Raw genomic sequence first — 17,884 nt, 5'->3', positions numbered from 1 at the left:
ATTATATACTAAATAATATAATTAGGGCATTTTTGTCCTATTTATTGACCATTTATCTTTTTAAGAAATCGGAAACCCATATTCAAAGGGTTTCCGATACCATACACCCTTTCGATCATGTAAGGATGATTTTATTCATGGCAGCAAAACCTGCAACCAAATCACTGATTTCCTTCATTAAGGATAAACGGTTGTTGCGGATTGCTTCATCCTCTGCCATGACCATTGTATTCTCGAAATATGACTCTATTTCCGATTGAAGCGAAACAAGCTCTTCAAACCGCTCATTCTCATCTTTAGATTCCATATAACGCATTGCCACTTTTTGATATTTTACATATAACGCATTTTCTTGATCATTTTCAAAGGCAGCAGGATCGACTGTCACCTGATTGTCACATTTTACGGCAATGTTCATGACCCGGCTTAAAGCTTCCAGGCTTTCCTTAAAGCCTGCTTCTTCTTTCTTCGCATCCAATACATGTGCACGTTCCACGATTGAGTGGATATAACCGATCTCATTGAACAAAACTGCGTCAATCAAATCGTAACGGATTTGCTGTTCTTGAAGCATGTGTTTGACACGAGCTTTAAAGAATGTGAACATGTCCGTTTTAACTTCTTCAAGATCACGTTTTAAGATACCTTTTGATTCCGGTCCTTTAAGACCTAAAACAATAAGCTCCTCTAATGAAATATTCCATTTCTTCTCAGCTAGAATTTGGACGACACCGCTCGCCTGCCTTCTTAATGCGTAAGGATCCTGGGAACCTGTCGGAATGACGCCAATAGCGAAGAACGAAGACAAAGTATCAATTTTTTCAGCCAAACTCACAACCGCGCCAATGACTGAAGGCGGTACATCATCATCCGCATGCCTTGGCATATAATGTTCATTGATAGCTGCGGCCACTTCTTTGGCTTCCCCTTTTAAGAGAGCATATTTTTCACCCATATACCCTTGCAATTCAGGGAATTCATAAACCATATTACTTACCAAATCGAACTTGGCAATTGCCGCTGTACGAAGCGCCATTTCTTTTTCCGCCTTTAAATTCAAAGCATCCGCAAGGGCACCGGTCACTTCAGTTACCCGGGCAGTTTTCTCGGCCAATGTACCGATTTCTTCATGATAAACGATGCTGTCAAGCTTTTTCAAAGCATCCGAAATCTCTTTTTTCTGATCTTCTTTATAGAAAAATGCTGCATCCGATAAGCGGGCACGCAATACTTTTTCATTACCTTTAGAAACCTTATCCAAATGGCGGTCATCGCCGTTGCGCACGGTTACAAAGTAAGCAAGCAAGTTCCCTTCCTGATCTTTAACTGGGAAATAACGTTGGTGTTCCTTCATTGATGTGATTAGTACCTCAGCAGGAAGCTCAAGGAATTCTTCTTCAAAATGTCCAAATAACACCGTTGGATACTCTACCAAATTATTTACCTCTTCAAGCAGATCTTCATCGACAGGGATGATCCAGCCTTTCTCCTGCTCAAGCTCTTTAATCTGATCCAATATAACTTGCCGGCGTTTATCTGGATCTGCCATTACAAATTGTTCTTTCAGCGTATCTTCGTACCATTGCGGCTGCTCGATGCTGGCGCTATTGCCTAAGAAACGATGTCCTTTTGTTTCACGGCCCGTTTCCACATCAGCAATGCTGAATGGCACTATTTCATTGCCAAATAAGGCAATCAGCCATTTAATCGGACGGACGAAGCGGAGCTCCTGATTGGCCCAGCGCATATTTTTCGGGAACGTCATGCCGCTGATGATTTCAGCAAGCTCAGATAAAAGCTGAACGGTCTGCTGTCCTTTTATGAATTTATTCACATGGACATATTCCACACCCTTGAGTTCTTTAAAATAAATGTCCTCTGAAGTCATGCCTTGACCCCTGACGAATCCCAATGCTGCTTTAGACCAGTTGCCTTCGCTGTCCAACGCGATTTTTTTGGCCGGACCTTTTGCCTCTTCTTCGATATCCTTTTGGGATTCTTCCACGTCCTTCACCAATACGGCCAAACGTCTTGGTGTGGAAAAAGCTTCAACCGTCCCGAATTCTATCGCTTTTTCCGTTAGCCATTGCTGCACTTTATCTGACAACTGTTTCATTGATGCTGTCACAAAACGGGCAGGCAGCTCTTCCAATCCAATCTCCAATAACAAATCACGCTTGCTCATTTGTATTATCCCCTTTCACTTTCAGGATCGGGAAGCCTAATTTTTCCCGCTCTTCATAGAAGGTTTTGGCAACCTTACGCGCTAAATTACGGCACCGGGCAATATAACCCGTTCTTTCCGTCACCGAGATGGCACCTTTGGCATCCAAAAGGTTAAATGTATGGGAACATTTCAAAACATAATCATACGCAGGATGTACAAGTCCTTCTTCCATTTGTCGATGCGCTTCCTTTTCATACATCGTGAAAAGCTGAAAAAGCATGTCAAGGTCGGAGGTTTCGAACGTATATTTCGAATGTTCGTATTCCGGCTGACCAAATATGTCGCGAACAGTGAATCCATCTGTCCATTCTAGGTCAAATACGTTTTCCTTATCTTGAATGTAAGAGGCGAGACGTTCGATCCCGTATGTAATTTCCACGGAAACCGGTTTACACTCAAGGCCGCCCACTTGTTGGAAATATGTAAATTGCGTGATTTCCATTCCATCAAGCCACACTTCCCAACCGAGTCCGGCACACCCTAGGGATGGATTTTCCCAATTGTCCTCCACAAAGCGAATATCATGCTCGAGCGGATTTATCCCTAAAGCACGTAATGAATCCAAATACAACTCTTGGATATTGTCAGGCGACGGCTTCATGATCACTTGGAACTGATGATGCTGATACAGTCGATTAGGGTTCTCACCATAACGACCGTCAGCAGGACGGCGGGAAGGCTCTACGTAAGCCACGCTCCAAGGCTCCGGTCCAATGGCTCTCAGGAACGTGTATGGGCTCATCGTTCCTGCCCCTTTCTCGACATCATAAGCATTCATCAATATGCAGCCTTGTTCAGACCAATGCTTTTGTAACGTTAAAATCATATTTTGAATATTCATCGTACACCTCCAGGTTATTTAAACGGCTTTTTAAGATTAAAGGTCGGAAACCCATTACATTTTGGCAAACAAAAAACTCCCGTCCCTATGCGAAATGCATAGGGACGAGAGTATACCCGCGGTTCCACCCTAATTGCCGTTTACAAAACGGCCTCTTTTCAAAGCAACATGCTCCGGAAACGCCCTTCCCTGTAAATCCATATCCCGGCTTCCACCGTCCCGGGTTCGCTTTTTATGGAGAATGACAGATACTCTTTTCCATCAACGCAATCTTCTTATTTTGATGATTAGAATTTTATACAAACTAGCATGGAATGTCAATAGGTCAGGACCTAAAACATATCTTTCATCGTATCAATCTGTTTCAGGAACTTTTTTGATTTCAAAAGCAGACCGGAATATTCCTCATAATATGCATCGATGATCTTCCGCAGTTCTTTTTTCGTTTCAGGCTTGACGGAAATGTTTCCGAGCCTTGATAAATCTAAATAATAAAAAATCCGAAGCAATTTGACGGCTGCAGGTGAAATTTTAAAATGATAAGGGTCTTTCCCCAGACAGCGGTGACAGATAAAGCCCGCTTCCCGAAGCGAGAAAGAGAATTCCCCTTCCGTTTCACCACATACTGCACACTGATTCAGCACTGGGTTAATCCCATTGACGGGCAGCATCTTCATTTCAAAAATGAATGTCAAAACCTCCGCGTCATATTCCTCGTTTATGTAATGCAAAGTTTGCGAAAGCAATTCATACAAATATGGATTCGGTTTCTTATCCTCGACGCTTTTATCAAGCAATTCAACAATATATGAAGCATAAGCGGTGGCAAAAAGATCCTCCCTTATGAAACGGAGTGAATCGACCATTTCGCCTTGCTGAAGACTGCCGAGTCCGGTTGATGTGGTTACAAGAAAATACCCGGAGCAAAAAAGCTGTGTGACGGCTGAAAGCCTGCTGTTAGGTTTACTGGCCCCTCTCGCCATGACGCCAATTTTCCCTAGCTCACGGGTATATATAGTAATGATTTTGTTATTTTCTCCATATGCAGTTCGCCTTATGACAATGCCCTCACATTTTTGGAGCATACCAAGACACCACCCATGCTCGCCAAGGCTAACCTATGAAACAGGAAAATCAATTTCTGCTAGCTCATCATTCAATCCCAAGTGTCTTTCCTGTCTCTCGACTTCTATCTCCTTAAACAGCAAATAGGTGTCCACATTACCTGTTTCAGAGAATAATTCCCAGGTAAAATCCAACATATAAAGCCCACCTTTCATTTTTAACTAGCAATATGAATATCCGACCATATGATTAGCTTGACCGTTTTCCTAACTTTCATGATGCGTAAATTTTGTTAATTAATATTCGCTTTCATTGAAGCCATAATCGCGAAGCTGGCTTGCTTTGTTACGCCAATCCTTCTGTACCTTCACCCACAGTTCCAAGAAAACTTTAGAACCCAATAGGTTTTCGATATCCACCCTGGCACGGCTGCCGACTTCTTTAAGCATTTTCCCTTGCTTTCCGATGACAATGCCTTTTTGTGAATCCCGTTCGACAACGATAGTCGCCATGACATTGATGGTGTCGCTATTGTCCATTTTTTTAATTGAATCGATGACAACAGCCACTGAATGTGGAATTTCTTCCCGTGTCAGGTGCAGTACCTTCTCGCGGACCAATTCGGAAATGATAAAACGTTCCGGATGGTCGGTCACTTGGTCAGCTGGATAGAACTGGGGACCTTCAGGCAGATGCTCTTTGATTTGTTCAAGCAGAGTATCCACATTATTTCCTTCAAGCGCAGAAATCGGAACGACTGCTGCAAAAGGGTAAAGCTGTTGGTATTTTTCAATGATCGGAAGTAAATCATCTGGATGCATCGCATCGATTTTGTTTACGACCAGGAAAACAGGCGTTTTTACGGATTGAAGTTTTTCGATGATGAACTCGTCCCCGCGTCCGTATCCTTCAGTCGCATTGATCATGAAGAGAATCAAATCGACTTCCTTCAATGTATTCGTTGCCACTTTCATCATGAAGTCGCCAAGCTTATGCTTTGGTTTATGAATGCCGGGTGTATCGATGAAAATCATTTGTGAATCGTTTTGCGTAAGTACACCCTGGACCTTATTTCTTGTAGTTTGCGGTTTATCACTCATAATGGCGATCTTTTGACCGATGACCCGATTCAGAAATGTACTTTTTCCTACATTAGGTCGTCCAATTATTGAAATGAAACCTGATTTGTAACCTTTTACTTGTGTATCGTCAAATAGTTTATCCATTTAAATCCTCCGGTGAAAAAGCTCCTGGAAGCAATTCCTGTACTGTTAGTTCTTTTATATCCCCATGTAAGTTGGTCAAAACGACCGGCATATCCTTTTCGCACAGTTCTGAAATAACCTGCCTGCATGCCCCGCATGGAGCGACGGGACCATCGGTATCCGCCACGACTGCAAGTTTGGTGAATTTTTTATCGTCATGGGCATAAGCGCTGAATAAAGCTGTCCTTTCGGCGCAATTACACATGCTGTATGCAGCATTTTCTATATTACAACCATGATAGACCTTTCCATCAGCGGTTAAAAGGGCTGCACCCACCTTAAACTTGGAGTAAGGCACATAAGCTTTATCCCTTGCTTTTTTAGCTTCCTCAATCAATTCTTTTGTATTCAATTCACATCTTCCTTTCAAATTGAGTACCATTTCGGCAACCTACAGGCCAACCTTAGGCAAAAAGATAATCAATCCAACTATTATAGAAAATATAGCATATATGAATACAGCTCCGGCTGCAATATCTTTTGCCTGCTTGGCAAGCGGATGGATTTGGTCCGTTACCAGGTCCACTACCCTTTCAATCGCGGAATTAACGAGCTCCAACGTAATCGTACCGGCTATGGCCGCCAAAATGAAAAGCCACTCCATCCCATTCAATGAGAAGTGCCAACCAAAGAATACGACGATTGCCGTTAACGCGAAATGAATCTTGATATTGCGTTCAGTCCGAACAGCCTCCAAAATTCCCTGACAGGCAAAAGAGAAACTTTTTAATAAAGGATACCTTTTTTTATCCTTCTCTTGAAAGTCCATATTCTTCCAAGATCTCCTTTTGTTTTGTGAACATCACCTTTTCATCTTCTTCATTCATGTGGTCGAATCCCAATAAATGAAGAAAACCATGCAGTGCTAAAAATCCAAGTTCCCGGTCAAATGAATGACCATATTCTTCAGCTTGTTCTTTCGTGCGTTCAATGGAAATGATGATATCCCCTAACATGCGGGGCATTTCCGCTCCGACAATTTCCACTTCATCTTCTCCCATTTCTTCAAGCGCAAAAGAAATGACATCTGTAGCTGAATCTTTATGACGATATTCTTTATTGATTTCCCGAATCCTATCATTGTCTACAAATGAAACAGACAGCTCGGTGTCTTTTTCAATGTTTTCTTTTCTTGCCGCAAATTGAAGAATGCTTTCAACAAGCTGCTGAGCTTCCTCCGTTACTTCATTCGTTTCATCCATTAAATCGATAGCTAAAATCATTCTTTCACCTTCTGTCCTAATTTATCCGGCTCCGGATATTCAATCCTGGAGTGGAAGATACCATTCAGCGATTCACATAAGGAATGCTTCACGATACTTAATTCTCTCATAGTAATGTCACATTCATCAAATTGACCATCAGAAATCCTGTCCTGAATGATGAAACTTACCAGCTCTTCAATCTTCTCCGGAGTTGGGTGCTTCATCGATCTCACTGCAGCTTCCACACTATCGGCTATGCCGATGACGGCCACTTCCTTCATTAACGCCCTCGGCCCGGGATATCGATAGGCCGCCTCGAGTGTGGCCTCATCCTGTTTTTTTGCCTTATGGTAGAAAAATTTCAATAATGTGGTCCCATGATGCTGCTCTGCAATATCCACAATCTCTTTCGGGAATTTGTGACTGCGCAGCATTTCCCCGCCATCTACAGCATGGGAAATGATGATATCCCTGCTCGTTTCCGGCTGAAGCCGATCATGCGGGTTCTCTTCACTCATCTGATTTTCGATGAAGAAGTGCGGCCGCTTCGTTTTACCGATATCATGATAATAACTGCCGACCCTTGCCAGCAAGCCATTCGAGCCGATGGCTTCACAAGCTGATTCCGCCAAATTGGCGACCATTACACTATGATGATATGTCCCCGGAGCCTCAATCAAGATCTTCCGCAATAACGGATGATTGGGATTCGCGAGCTCGATAAGCTTAATCGATGATAAAATCCCGAAACCAGCCTCGAAAAACGGTAACAAGCCCATTGTCAAAACGGCTGCACCCACTCCAGAACCTATGGCAGCAGAAGCATAATACAAGTACTCCATTCTAGTATAATGGCTGTCCATAATAAAGATGAGCGAAAAAACAAATGCCATATTGATTAAAGACAATAGCAGCCCCGCTACCAGCACCTTTGATTTGAAATTTGGCCTGGATAGGATAATGATTGCCGTCAATCCCCCGAAAATGATATAAAGCCCCATCGAGAAATCCAGATTTCCAGGTGTATCACCATTAAATATAATCGTACCATACGAACCTAACAATATGATCATCGCTACCGCTAACCTATCATTCAATAATATCTTGATGAGCATCGCCGCCATGGCACCCGGAAAAATGTATTCCAAGTTCGAGTTTTTCAGGTCTGCCAGTATGCTGACCGTTTTCATGGTAGCCATTGAAAGGATAAAGACAAGACTGAAGATCAATAACTGATTGTACTTGTTATCCTTTTTGGAAACGGAATAGTAGAAATAGTAATAAAAAGCGGCAAAAGTCAGGAATATGAATAACAGCAGGCCGATATACGGGTAAATGGTAGACTCCGTATTTAAGAAGCCTGCCAGTTCAAGCTGCCTATATACATCTCTGTCCACTAACTGATTTTCTTCAACGATGATCTGACCTTGAAGGATCCTGATTGGCTCCACGCTTTCAACCGCTTTCCTTCGCTGTTCCTCGGTTTTGTCCTTATCGAAAAATACATTCTGAATGATTGCCGTACGCGCAAGGGAAGTAGAGGCTTTTTTCATATCGCCGCTAATGCTCATATACCCTAATTCCTCTACAACCTTTTTCTTGGCATTTTCGACGTCACTTGCAGCGATTCGGGAGCTCATCACATTATTCACTGCCGTAATGGTCGAATCCTTCGCTATTTTCAACTCATCTTCATCCGCCTGCACTAATGCAAGGAAAACGGATTCCTCGATATTTTTATTCACTTCATCAGTCAATTTTTCTTTTAATATCGAAACTTTTTGAGCATCCGTCTTTACGGTCTCTTTTTTATCCCCATCTTCATTATGATCTTCATCGGGGTCCGTTTCTTTATTCACCTCAATCGCTGAATCGAAAATGGATGAAATCAGATCGACTTTATTTTTGGCATATTCTTTTTTTAAAGAATAAACATCCGCCACCTGTTTTGAAATCTCTTCTTTTTCCTGTTCCGTCTTATAGGTATCTTCCACAGTTTTGGTTGATCGGATCGTTTGTTCCGCAGGCTTAAAAAGCTCTACTTGAACCCTTTCCGGCTTCACATTGGAGAACATTAAACCATACGCAAACAAACCAAGTATGATGAACAAAAGCACTTGAAAAAAACGATGGACCAACAGCCCTTTTATTTGAGTGAAAAATTTCTGGATACGATTCAAGGAAGGTCCTCCTAAAAAAATGATGTTTATTATTCTAGATATGTAAAATCATAACAGTTTTCATATGAATTTTCACCTTCGTATTGATAAATGTAAAGGTTCTGTCATTTCATATCCACTTTTTCACCATAAAGTTCGTCATTTAGACACATCACGAAAAATCCGCCGATTGAAATGGCGGATTTTTTCTTATGACTTCGCCTGCTCGTAAGCAGTAATGATTTTAGCGACAAGCGGATGCCTTACTACATCACTTTGTTCAAAATAAACAAAGGAAAGGCCTTTAACATTCTTCAATATCTCTTCTACCCGGACAAGACCTGACTTCATGCCTTTTGGAAGGTCAATCTGGGTCCGGTCTCCCGTAATGACCATTTTCGATCCGAAACCAAGCCTGGTCAAGAACATCTTCATTTGGGCTTCCGTCGTATTCTGGGCTTCATCCAATATGACAAAGGCATCTTCAAGCGTACGGCCCCTCATATAAGCCAGGGGAGCTATTTCGATCGTTCCGCGCTCTATCATCCTTTGCGTCTGTTCCATCCCTAGGAGGTCATGGAGAGCGTCATACAGCGGCCTTAGATAAGGATCTACCTTTTCCTTCAGATCACCAGGCAGAAAACCAAGGCTCTCCCCTGCTTCGACGGCAGGCCGTGTCAGGATGATCCGTTTTACATGTCCATTTTTCAAAGCATTGATGGCCATCACCACAGCAAGATAGGTCTTCCCGGTTCCGGCAGGCCCAATTCCAAATACAAGATCCTGTTTCTTAATTGCCTGGATATAGTATCTCTGCCCGATTGTTTTGACTTTAATGGATTTCCCCTTAGCCGTTTTGGCGATTTCCTCATCATATAATTCACCGAAATACTCCAATGTGCCTTTTCTTGCCAATTCAATTGCATAAAGCACATCTCTGGAACTGATTGCAATTCCTTTTCTGACTACAGTCAATAATGCCTTGAGGATCTCTTCCCCCATCGTTACCCGCTCGATATCCCCGGCAACACTCACCGCTTCACCTCTGGTTATGACGGAAATGCCAAGTTCCTCTTCAAGCACTTTTACATTTGAATCCCCATTGCCCAATAACGCGATCGCTTCATTGGGTGATTCGATTTCGAGCTTAATTACTTTCACATCATCTGCCATTCGTTAGTCTCCTTGAATGATTGGCTGTCCAATCGCTATATCTTCAATAACTTGGTAATGTATAGACAATTTAACTTTACCATTCTCCATGCTTCCGTGCAAAATTTTTTCTTCGACGATTTCATCTTCCTCGTTTAAATGTTTTTTTAATTCCGCTTTAGCCATTTTCCTGCCTTCCTCCACCGCTTCTTTCTCCGTATAGCTTCGTACAATATCTTCCTTGCTCCTTAAGGTCACTTGTTTATAAGAAATCGGCAGTTCCCATTGAAGAAAGTGAAAAGGCCTCACTGTCGTTTCCTTTTCCTGTTTTTCATATCCCGGATCCTTGAAGCCCCATACCGGAAGGGAAAAGCCCCCCATTTTCAAAAAGTGCTTGCTGGTTTCATCTCCGTTAAAAACAGAAAACTTGGTTTTTAACGGAACTTCCACTTTCGCTTTATACCACGTTTTCCCTTTTATTACTCCCTTTGCGGATACAATTTCCTGTTTATCCTCTTTACCAATCAATCCTGAAACAAGAAGTTGTCCTTTTCCTACATAATCATTCACATTAACAATAGATTGTCCTTTTTCAACGAACATATCAGCGATGATCGCTTTTTTTGATGCTACCAAATTCTGTGGAGATGTTTTCTCGACCTCTTTAGGCTGCCGTTTTTCCACAACCCGAAAATGATATGTCGTTCCCTTTAGCTCGACCCCCACCCATGTCAATGCACCAATCCGGTCCGACAGCTTACGCTGAATCGTATCCACATCATCAACAAAGAATTGCACTTTACCGATTTTCACGCCCATCTTGTCCAATTCTTTCCGGATGGCATGCTCGGTTGCCGGTTTGGCATCTTGAACCTCGATGCCCCATACCATGTTGGAAAGTACAAATATACATAGCAGGAAAGCGATCATCCCCGCTAAAAACCCGCTGTTTTTCATGACTCTCTTCATCAGGAAAGGGAAACCCTTTCCCTGCATGAACTTTACTTTACAATCACTCTTACGCATGACCTGACGTAGTTTGGGGATATCCCTGATATCCATATGGAAAATCAGGGCTTCACTTCCGACACGCTTCACTTCCCAGATATGAAGCCCCCTTCTCGTCAGCATATTAATTAACCGTTCTGCACCTTTTCCATAAGCCTTCACCTTTACATAGCCTGTATAATAGTTTGTCCATTGGTTTTTCATGGAGACCTCCCGGGATCATTCATTGATAAAATAAACCTTGTCAATTTTGCCTTCGAGCATGATTTCTTCCGGCAAAATCGTCTTTATGACAAAGGCATTTCCCTTTATCAGCAACTGCCCATTTTTCAGCATCAATCGTACTTCGCTGTCTGTAAAAGCCAATAAGCCACGATGGTTTTCAATATAAATATGTAATTGTCCGATCATTGTAATTCGCGGCAGGTCCATCATGACATCTTGCGGAAGGTCCATTGTTTTGGTCATAAGCTGTTTCACTTTTTTTCCCCAATTGCGTGCCATAAAAAAGAACCCCCTTTCATCTCAATGTATGAAATGAAAGAGGGTTCTAGCACAAAATTATAAGTGAATGAAAGTCTATTTTTTCATGCTCATTTAATGAAGGTCTAAAAAAGCCCGGAGCTCCGAATCACCTTCTGGACCTCTGAAGACTTCTCTTCGCCCTTGGCGGTCCCAGCACTTCTGACATGATGATGCCATCAATCAGCTGCTTTTTGCCAAAAGAAGGTCCTTTGCGATAGACCGGACTGTTATTATCAGCAATCGTTGAAGTAAGTTGATCTGCCTTCGCTTTTTGATACAAACGCTCTTGATCGTACTTCTGCTGCAGCCGTCTAAGCTCCGCAATCCTTTTGTTCGCTTCGTTCGTCGTCTCATCGATCACTTCTGCAGCCTGTGCTGCCTGCTGTTCGACTTTCCTTACAGGAGCAGGTGCAGGCGTTTGCTGCTGATTCCCTTGCTGCATTTCACCTTGAAGCTCCTGCATGACCTCCTGCCATTTCTTTTTCGGAGGGGTGTTAGGATCTTGAGGCTGTTTTTTCTTTCCTAACATGGACGTTAAAATACCGATCAAGACAATGATAAGGAATGGGTTCTTGAGAAAGAAATCAATAAAATCTCCCATTTAAAGACCTTCCTTCCCTGACCTAATTATTATTATGGTTATTGTTGTTATCTTTTGGATTTTCGGATATTTTACTGATGGAACCGCGCATATCCGTATCGGCCGTGATATTTTGGATATTCATATAATCCATCACTCCAAGGTTTCCGCTTTTAAGTGCATCGGCCATGGCCAGCGGAACTTCCGCTTCGGATTGAACAACCTTCGCTCTCATTTCCTGAACACGGGCAACCATTTCCTGTTCAAGTGCAACAGCCATCGCACGTCGTTCTTCGGCCTTTGCCTGGGCTATTTTCTTATCGGCTTCGGCTTGGTCCGTCTGTAATATGGCCCCGATATTTTTACCGATATCCACTTCAGCAATATCAATGGAAAGAATTTCGAATGCCGTCCCTGAATCCAACCCTTTCGATAAAACCGTTCTTGAAATCAAATCGGGATGTTCCAGTACATCCGTATGCATTTGCGAAGCACCGATCGTCGATACGATCCCTTCCCCTACACGGGCAATGATCGTCTCTTCACCGGCACCACCGACCAGGCGTTCAATATTGGCCCGGACCGTGATCCTTGCCTTTGCTTTCACTTCAATACCATTCATCGCTACACCTGAGATGAATGGAGTTTCGATCACTTTCGGGTTAACGCTCATTTGAACGGCTTGCAATACATCACGACCGGCAAGGTCAATGGCTGCACCCCGTTCGAAAGGTAACGTGATATTGGCGCGTTCTGCAGCAATTAATGCATTCACCACTCGATCGACATTACCGCCTGCAAGGTAATGGCTCTCCAATTGATTCGTTGAAACATTGATTCCAGCCTTATGGGCCTTGATAAGGGGATTGACGACCCTGCTTGGTATAACACGGCGAAGCCTCATCCCAACTAATGTAAATATACTGATTTTGACTCCTGCCGCTAAAGCGGAAATCCATAGCATGACTGGTACGAATGTGAAAAACACTGCCAATACGATGATAGCAGCAATCACTGCCAGTACAATAAATACCGTTCCTGAAGTTATCACTTAATGATTCATCCTTCCTGTATCCTTTAATTTTAATTTGAATCCGGAATTTCCCGGACGACTACCCTTGATCCTTCAACTTTAACGATAATGATTGTCGAACCTTTGGAAATAAAGCTTCCTTCGGTCACGACATCCACTCTTTCTTCTTTGACCAAAGCTGTTCCTGAAGGCCTCAAATCTGTAAGGGCCTTCCCTTCTACACCTAATAAATCCAAACGATTCGGATTGCTGACATATCCTTGTTCCGTTTTTGTTGCATCGGTTAATATCATTTTCCTGAAAAATTTCATCTGTTTTCCAAACACCTTTACAAGTAGGATGAATACCAAAATGGATACGGTGACCGCAATTAGCAAGGAGATCGTCATATGGACCGGATCACCTGTCGCGAGAAATAGACTCCCCACTACCGCTGTAAACCCGAGCAGCCCGATAATCCCCCCTGGGATAAAAAATTCAATTAGTACGAGAATGACCCCAATGATGAACAGCGCTAACGATTCGTATCCGGTGATACCGGCGACAAGATGACCATAGAAGAATAAGACAAGACTGGTGATTCCAATTACGCCCGGAATTCCAAAGCCGGGTGAAAACAATTCCATCACAATCCCGATTCCCGCTATCGTTAATAAAATGGGAACGACGATCGGGTTGGTCAAAAAGCGGGCTAGCTTCTCAGGAAAGCTTTCTTCGATTGACCGAATATCAGCATCTTCAACCCCAAGTATACTATACAGCTCCGCTTTTCCAGAGACAGTGCCTTCGCTATACCCAGCCTTTTTTGCCTGTTCGGCTGTAAATGTCAGCAACTTCCCTTTTTCCGCTCCATATTCGGGTAGATCGATGTCAACATCCGCCATCGCCTGGGCGTATATGGGATCACGTCCATTTTGTTCAGCAGCAGTCTTCATGGCAGCCAACCAATAAGATTGCGCTTTCTTACTTGCAGCGTTCCCTGTTGAATCAATCACAGCTGCAGATCCCATGGTGGCACTCGGAACCATATAGATCTCATCCGCACTTAAAGAAATGTATGCCCCTGCAGATAAAGCCCTGTTATTGACATAGGCAACTGTCTTTATTGGTGAATCCGCCAGTAACTTTGCAATTTCCCCTGCTGCATCCACAGCACCTCCAGGGGTATTCACCTCGAAAACGACAAGATCTGCATCTGCTGCTTTAGCAGTGGTCAGTGCTCGTTCCAAAAAGGCCGAGAGTCCCTTTTCCACCGTTTCTTCAATGGGTACATGGTAAACGATCTTCTCGTTTGCAGATACCGTCGCTCCACCAAAGGAAGACATGGTGAACAGCAATCCAAATAGGAGTACAGATAAATAACGCCAAATTTTCAACGGAACGCCCCCTTTCCCGTATTAAACGCGGTAAGTGTCCCATTATCCAGGAACTTACCAGTAAATTCAGCCCGTAACTAAAATTCGAATAAGGAGCAATTGAAGCAACCCTTTACCCTGTTCTTTAGTTATTACGTATGTATATGAAAAAGGTTTCAAAAAAAGCAAATAAAATTAAAAGTGCGACAATTATCTTGGGCTTCGTTTCAATAATATACGCATAAAATTCATGAAATACACAAAAACCACAGGCAATTTGCCTGCGGTTAGGTTTCGAGTTTTAAGTTTAGAGTTTAAGATAGATGTTGTTGTACTAATTTGTTAACTAGAGAACCATCCGCTTTACCTTTAACTTTAGGCATTAAAGCTCCCATAACTCGGCCCATATCTGCTTTGGATGTTGCATTGACTTCTAAAATCGTTTCGTTAACGATTTTAGAAATGTCTTCTTCTGAAAGTTGCTGAGGCATATATGCCTCTACGTATACTAGTTCGGTGCGGACTTTATCCACGAGATCTGAACGACCTGCGTTTTCAAACTCCTGGAGGGAGTCTTTGCGTTGTTTTAATTCGCGAGAGAGCACTGTCAATTCTTCATCATCTGTTAAATCTTGTCTCTGCTTCAAGGCTTCGTTTTGAATAGAAGCTTTCAGCATCCGAATAACAGATAGTTTGTCCTTTTCCTTGTTCTTCATCGCTTGTTTCATATCATTATTTAAACGCTCGAGAAGACTCATCTTTCCACCCTCTCTTAGAATTTACGTTTTCTTGCAGCTTCAGACTTTTTCTTACGTTTTACGCTTGGTTTTTCATAAAATTCACGCTTCCTAGCTTCCTGAAGCGATCCTGCTTTAGATACAGTACGTTTGAAACGACGAAGAGCATCTTCAAGCGATTCGTTTTTACGAACGACGGTTTTAGACATCTCTTTCCCTCCCTCCGAAAACAACACACTAACTCAAGTTGTCAACATGTTATACATGTACTAAACAATTATAATATATCATCTTTAGCAGGTCAACCAATAAAATCAAACTTATTTTGAATATAATCGTGTTATTATCATAATTTTTCACTAAGCGATGATTCAACTTGCATGAAATTCCAATTTATAGCATGTCCCCTGTTAAATGGCCATAAGCTTACTATGAGGTGACAGTCATGCATGAGCTATTTTTATTCATTTTATTCATTGCGATATTTCTGGCAGGTATGTCAGTTTTACGAATCGGACTGTTCAATATGTCCGGTGCAGCATTAAAAACATTTCTCTCAAAGGTTACGGATAAGCCATGGAAAGGCTTCTTGGCCGGAACCATCTTTACCGGGATCCTGCAGAGCAGCTCGGCGGTCATGGTCATGACGGTCGGCCTTGTTTCCGCAGGAAGCTTAACATTCCCGCAAACAATCGGGATTATTCTTGGAACGAATATCGGATCCACCTTTACAGCAGAGTTCATGACTTTCTCTTTGGATCGCTGGATCATTCCCGGTGTCGTAAGCGGCGCTTTCCTTTGCTTCATGCCAAAAGCATTGCCGAGAAGCCTAGGAATGTCCCTGATCGGAATCTCGGCCATCTTCGCGGCGATGAGCGGTTTTAAAACGCTTTCGACACCGATTGCAGCCTATCCATCCATACAAACGCTTATCCAGTACATAGAGGGCCATATGAGTTATGCCCTGATTGCCGGGTTATTATTGACGGCACTCATTCACTCCAGTTCTGCAACCATCGGGATAGCCATGAGTTTTTTGATGAATGGGGAGTTATCCGTGTCCTCGGCAATCATCATCATGCTCGGATCGAATATCGGCACTTGCATCACCGGATACATGGCCAGCATCGGTTCTGGTAGACAAGCTGCCTTCACAGCTTATGCACATATTTGGCTGAACATCATCGGGGTTGCCGCATTCCTGCCTTTTGTGGACATCCTCGAAAGTACGGCTGCCTATTTCACCGAAAACAAAGGGACACAGCTCGCGCATGCCAGTGTCATTTTCAATATCTTGACTTCTTTGGCCGTCTTGCCATTCGCACGGCGATTCTCCAACCTCATTCTTTTGGTGCATCGGCCACACTTAAAAAAATAAGGGCTGTCCAAAAGTCATTGGCAACTGACTATGGGACAGCCATAAATAAGATATATATAACCTAAACGCATAGATATTAGGGGCGGTAACCGATTTCAGCTAATCTATAATTAGTATTATGGTTAAATAACCTCAAACCACTCAATAATACAACAGCTACTATCAAAATCAGCAAACTTTCATTAGAGAATGATGTTAGATAAAAAGCAGTTACTGCCATTATAAATAAAACGGTTATTGAAGTGTAAAATTTTACCATTCAAAATGAAAACCCAATTTAATATAAGCATGTTAACTCCCTGTTTGATACCTCCTAATATCTATTAAATCCACAATAAACTTATTTTTGAATGTATGGGTTCCAAAAATGATACAGGTCCTCTTTTTTATGGAAGAAATAAGCCAATACACGGGCAAGGGAAATTGCCAGTTGAATTATTTTTGGAATCAATAAAAAACAGGCGGAGAAAAAATAATTCATTTTTCTCCGCCTGCTTTATTTTAGGGAATTATACGGTCCTTACAAAATCAATAATCGGAATCAGCTGTTAAGCCCTTCACGATGGAGACACCTGCACTCGCTCCAATTCTTGTTGCACCAGCTTCAATCACATTCTGGGCATCGCTCGTGTTGCGGACCCCGCCTGAAGCTTTGACACCGATATTCGGGCCAACCGTTTTTCTCATAAGCGCGATATCTTCAACTGTCGCTCCGCCGGTCGAAAAACCAGTTGATGTTTTCACATAATCCGTTCCGGCTTTTACGGCCAATTCACATGCACGGACTTTTTCTTCATCGGTCAATAAAGAAGTTTCAATGATCACTTTTGAAAGAGCCTTACCAGTGGATGCCGCTACCACAGCACGAATATCCCGCTCTACCAACTCATCATCCTTGTCCTTCAATGCGCCGATATTGATCACCATATCGACTTCGTGAGCACCATTGGCGATGGCATCTTTCGTTTCAAAAGCTTTGGTTTCCGGTGTGGTTGCACCTAGAGGGAAGCCGATAACCGTACAAACCTTCACTTCTGAACCTTCCAAAAGTTCACTTGCATATTTCACCCAAGTTGGGTTTACGCATACGGAAGCAAAGTTATACTCTCTCGCTTCTTCGCACAATACCTTTATTTGCTCTTTGGTTGCATCTGCTTTTAATAACGTGTGGTCAATTAAACCTGCTACATTTTGTGACATTAATAAATCCTCCTCAAAAACAATCTATACCTAGTTGTACGTACCTCTCATGATACCATAGTTTAACCATTTTGACGATATATATAGTCTTTACCCGAAAGTGCCAAGAAAACACATCTAAAAAAGGATAATAAAAAAAGACAGCGATTAACCG

19 protein-coding genes and 1 other annotated feature are annotated in these 17,884 nt (G+C 42.5%); of the genes, 1 reads left to right on the top strand and 18 read right to left on the bottom strand.

The features are described 5' to 3' along the window. Positions 1-115 precede the first annotated feature (115 nt). The 17 genes from glyS to rpsU form a co-directional block, all read right to left on the bottom strand. Complete coding sequence (gene glyS / locus ACZ9AO_RS05050) at positions 116-2,185, bottom strand: glycine--tRNA ligase subunit beta (RefSeq protein ID WP_476108593.1); 2,070 nt, start codon at positions 2,183-2,185, stop codon at positions 116-118. Further along, the gene (gene glyQ, locus ACZ9AO_RS05045; protein ID WP_476108592.1) at positions 2,172-3,068 is read right to left on the bottom strand and encodes a glycine--tRNA ligase subunit alpha; all 897 of its coding nucleotides are present in this window, start codon (positions 3,066-3,068) and stop codon (positions 2,172-2,174) included. The genes glyS and glyQ overlap by 14 nt, the downstream gene beginning before the upstream one ends. Before the next feature lie 97 nt (positions 3,069-3,165). After that, positions 3,166-3,342: a binding site (T-box leader), on the bottom strand. A gap of 58 nt (positions 3,343-3,400) precedes the next feature. Next, positions 3,401-4,153 (bottom strand): DNA repair protein RecO, encoded by a 753-nt coding sequence (recO, locus tag ACZ9AO_RS05040; protein WP_034308490.1) that lies wholly within the window; start codon positions 4,151-4,153, stop codon positions 3,401-3,403. A 33-nt stretch (positions 4,154-4,186) separates the two neighbouring features. Then, positions 4,187-4,330 (bottom strand): YqzL family protein, encoded by a 144-nt coding sequence (locus ACZ9AO_RS05035; protein WP_476108591.1) that lies wholly within the window; start codon positions 4,328-4,330, stop codon positions 4,187-4,189. 99 nt (positions 4,331-4,429) lie between these two features. Next, complete coding sequence (gene era, locus ACZ9AO_RS05030; RefSeq protein ID WP_034308493.1) at positions 4,430-5,359, bottom strand: GTPase Era; 930 nt, start codon at positions 5,357-5,359, stop codon at positions 4,430-4,432. Continuing rightward, entirely contained in the window at positions 5,352-5,750 is a 399-nt protein-coding gene (locus ACZ9AO_RS05025) for a cytidine deaminase (protein ID WP_048685709.1), read from the bottom strand. The genes era and ACZ9AO_RS05025 overlap by 8 nt, the downstream gene beginning before the upstream one ends. A gap of 39 nt (positions 5,751-5,789) precedes the next feature. Further along, complete coding sequence (locus ACZ9AO_RS05020) at positions 5,790-6,167, bottom strand: diacylglycerol kinase family protein (protein WP_063594184.1); 378 nt, start codon at positions 6,165-6,167, stop codon at positions 5,790-5,792. Then, positions 6,145-6,621 (bottom strand): rRNA maturation RNase YbeY, encoded by a 477-nt coding sequence (ybeY, locus tag ACZ9AO_RS05015; protein WP_251539639.1) that lies wholly within the window; start codon positions 6,619-6,621, stop codon positions 6,145-6,147. The genes ACZ9AO_RS05020 and ybeY overlap by 23 nt, the downstream gene beginning before the upstream one ends. Then, entirely contained in the window at positions 6,618-8,783 is a 2,166-nt protein-coding gene (locus ACZ9AO_RS05010) for an HD family phosphohydrolase (protein ID WP_048685713.1), read from the bottom strand. The genes ybeY and ACZ9AO_RS05010 overlap by 4 nt, the downstream gene beginning before the upstream one ends. 189 nt (positions 8,784-8,972) lie before the next feature. Further along, on the bottom strand, positions 8,973-9,935 hold the full coding sequence (locus ACZ9AO_RS05005) for a PhoH family protein (RefSeq protein WP_034308506.1): 963 nt from the start codon (positions 9,933-9,935) through the stop codon (positions 8,973-8,975). Positions 9,936-9,938: 3 nt separating this feature from the next. Continuing rightward, the gene (yqfD, locus tag ACZ9AO_RS05000) at positions 9,939-11,126 is read right to left on the bottom strand and encodes a sporulation protein YqfD (protein ID WP_476108590.1); all 1,188 of its coding nucleotides are present in this window, start codon (positions 11,124-11,126) and stop codon (positions 9,939-9,941) included. Positions 11,127-11,141: 15 nt separating this feature from the next. Then, positions 11,142-11,426: a sporulation protein YqfC gene (yqfC, locus tag ACZ9AO_RS04995; RefSeq protein ID WP_034308511.1), complete on the bottom strand. Its 285-nt coding sequence runs from the start codon at positions 11,424-11,426 to the stop codon at positions 11,142-11,144. 127 nt (positions 11,427-11,553) lie between these two features. After that, a complete protein-coding gene (locus tag ACZ9AO_RS04990; protein ID WP_063594186.1) occupies positions 11,554-12,048 on the bottom strand; it encodes a hypothetical protein in 495 nt (164 codons plus the stop codon). 22 nt (positions 12,049-12,070) lie between these two features. Continuing rightward, positions 12,071-13,054 carry a flotillin-like protein FloA gene (gene floA / locus ACZ9AO_RS04985; RefSeq protein ID WP_370023731.1) on the bottom strand — a complete coding sequence of 328 codons (984 nt, stop codon included), beginning with the start codon at positions 13,052-13,054 and terminating at the stop codon, positions 12,071-12,073. 56 nt (positions 13,055-13,110) lie between these two features. Continuing rightward, a complete protein-coding gene (locus ACZ9AO_RS04980; RefSeq protein WP_476108645.1) occupies positions 13,111-14,430 on the bottom strand; it encodes an NfeD family protein in 1,320 nt (439 codons plus the stop codon). A gap of 299 nt (positions 14,431-14,729) precedes the next feature. Then, the gene (locus tag ACZ9AO_RS04975; protein WP_034308521.1) at positions 14,730-15,173 is read right to left on the bottom strand and encodes a GatB/YqeY domain-containing protein; all 444 of its coding nucleotides are present in this window, start codon (positions 15,171-15,173) and stop codon (positions 14,730-14,732) included. A 14-nt stretch (positions 15,174-15,187) separates the two neighbouring features. Next, positions 15,188-15,361, bottom strand: coding sequence for a 30S ribosomal protein S21 (rpsU, locus tag ACZ9AO_RS04970; protein WP_028391853.1), 174 nt, complete (start codon positions 15,359-15,361; stop codon positions 15,188-15,190). Positions 15,362-15,597: 236 nt separating this feature from the next. Here rpsU and ACZ9AO_RS04965 point away from each other — a divergent pair, with 236 nt between their 5' ends. After that, positions 15,598-16,530 carry a Na/Pi symporter gene (locus ACZ9AO_RS04965; protein WP_048682881.1) on the top strand — a complete coding sequence of 311 codons (933 nt, stop codon included), beginning with the start codon at positions 15,598-15,600 and terminating at the stop codon, positions 16,528-16,530. A 528-nt stretch (positions 16,531-17,058) separates the two neighbouring features. On the opposite strand, the gene deoC is transcribed toward ACZ9AO_RS04965, so the two are convergent. Next, entirely contained in the window at positions 17,059-17,730 is a 672-nt protein-coding gene (gene deoC / locus ACZ9AO_RS04960; protein ID WP_048682875.1) for a deoxyribose-phosphate aldolase, read from the bottom strand. Positions 17,731-17,884 lie beyond the last annotated feature (154 nt).

This window comes from Peribacillus sp. TE19612 (assembly GCF_056279465.1).
This window is presented reverse-complemented; position numbering and strand designations above follow the sequence as displayed.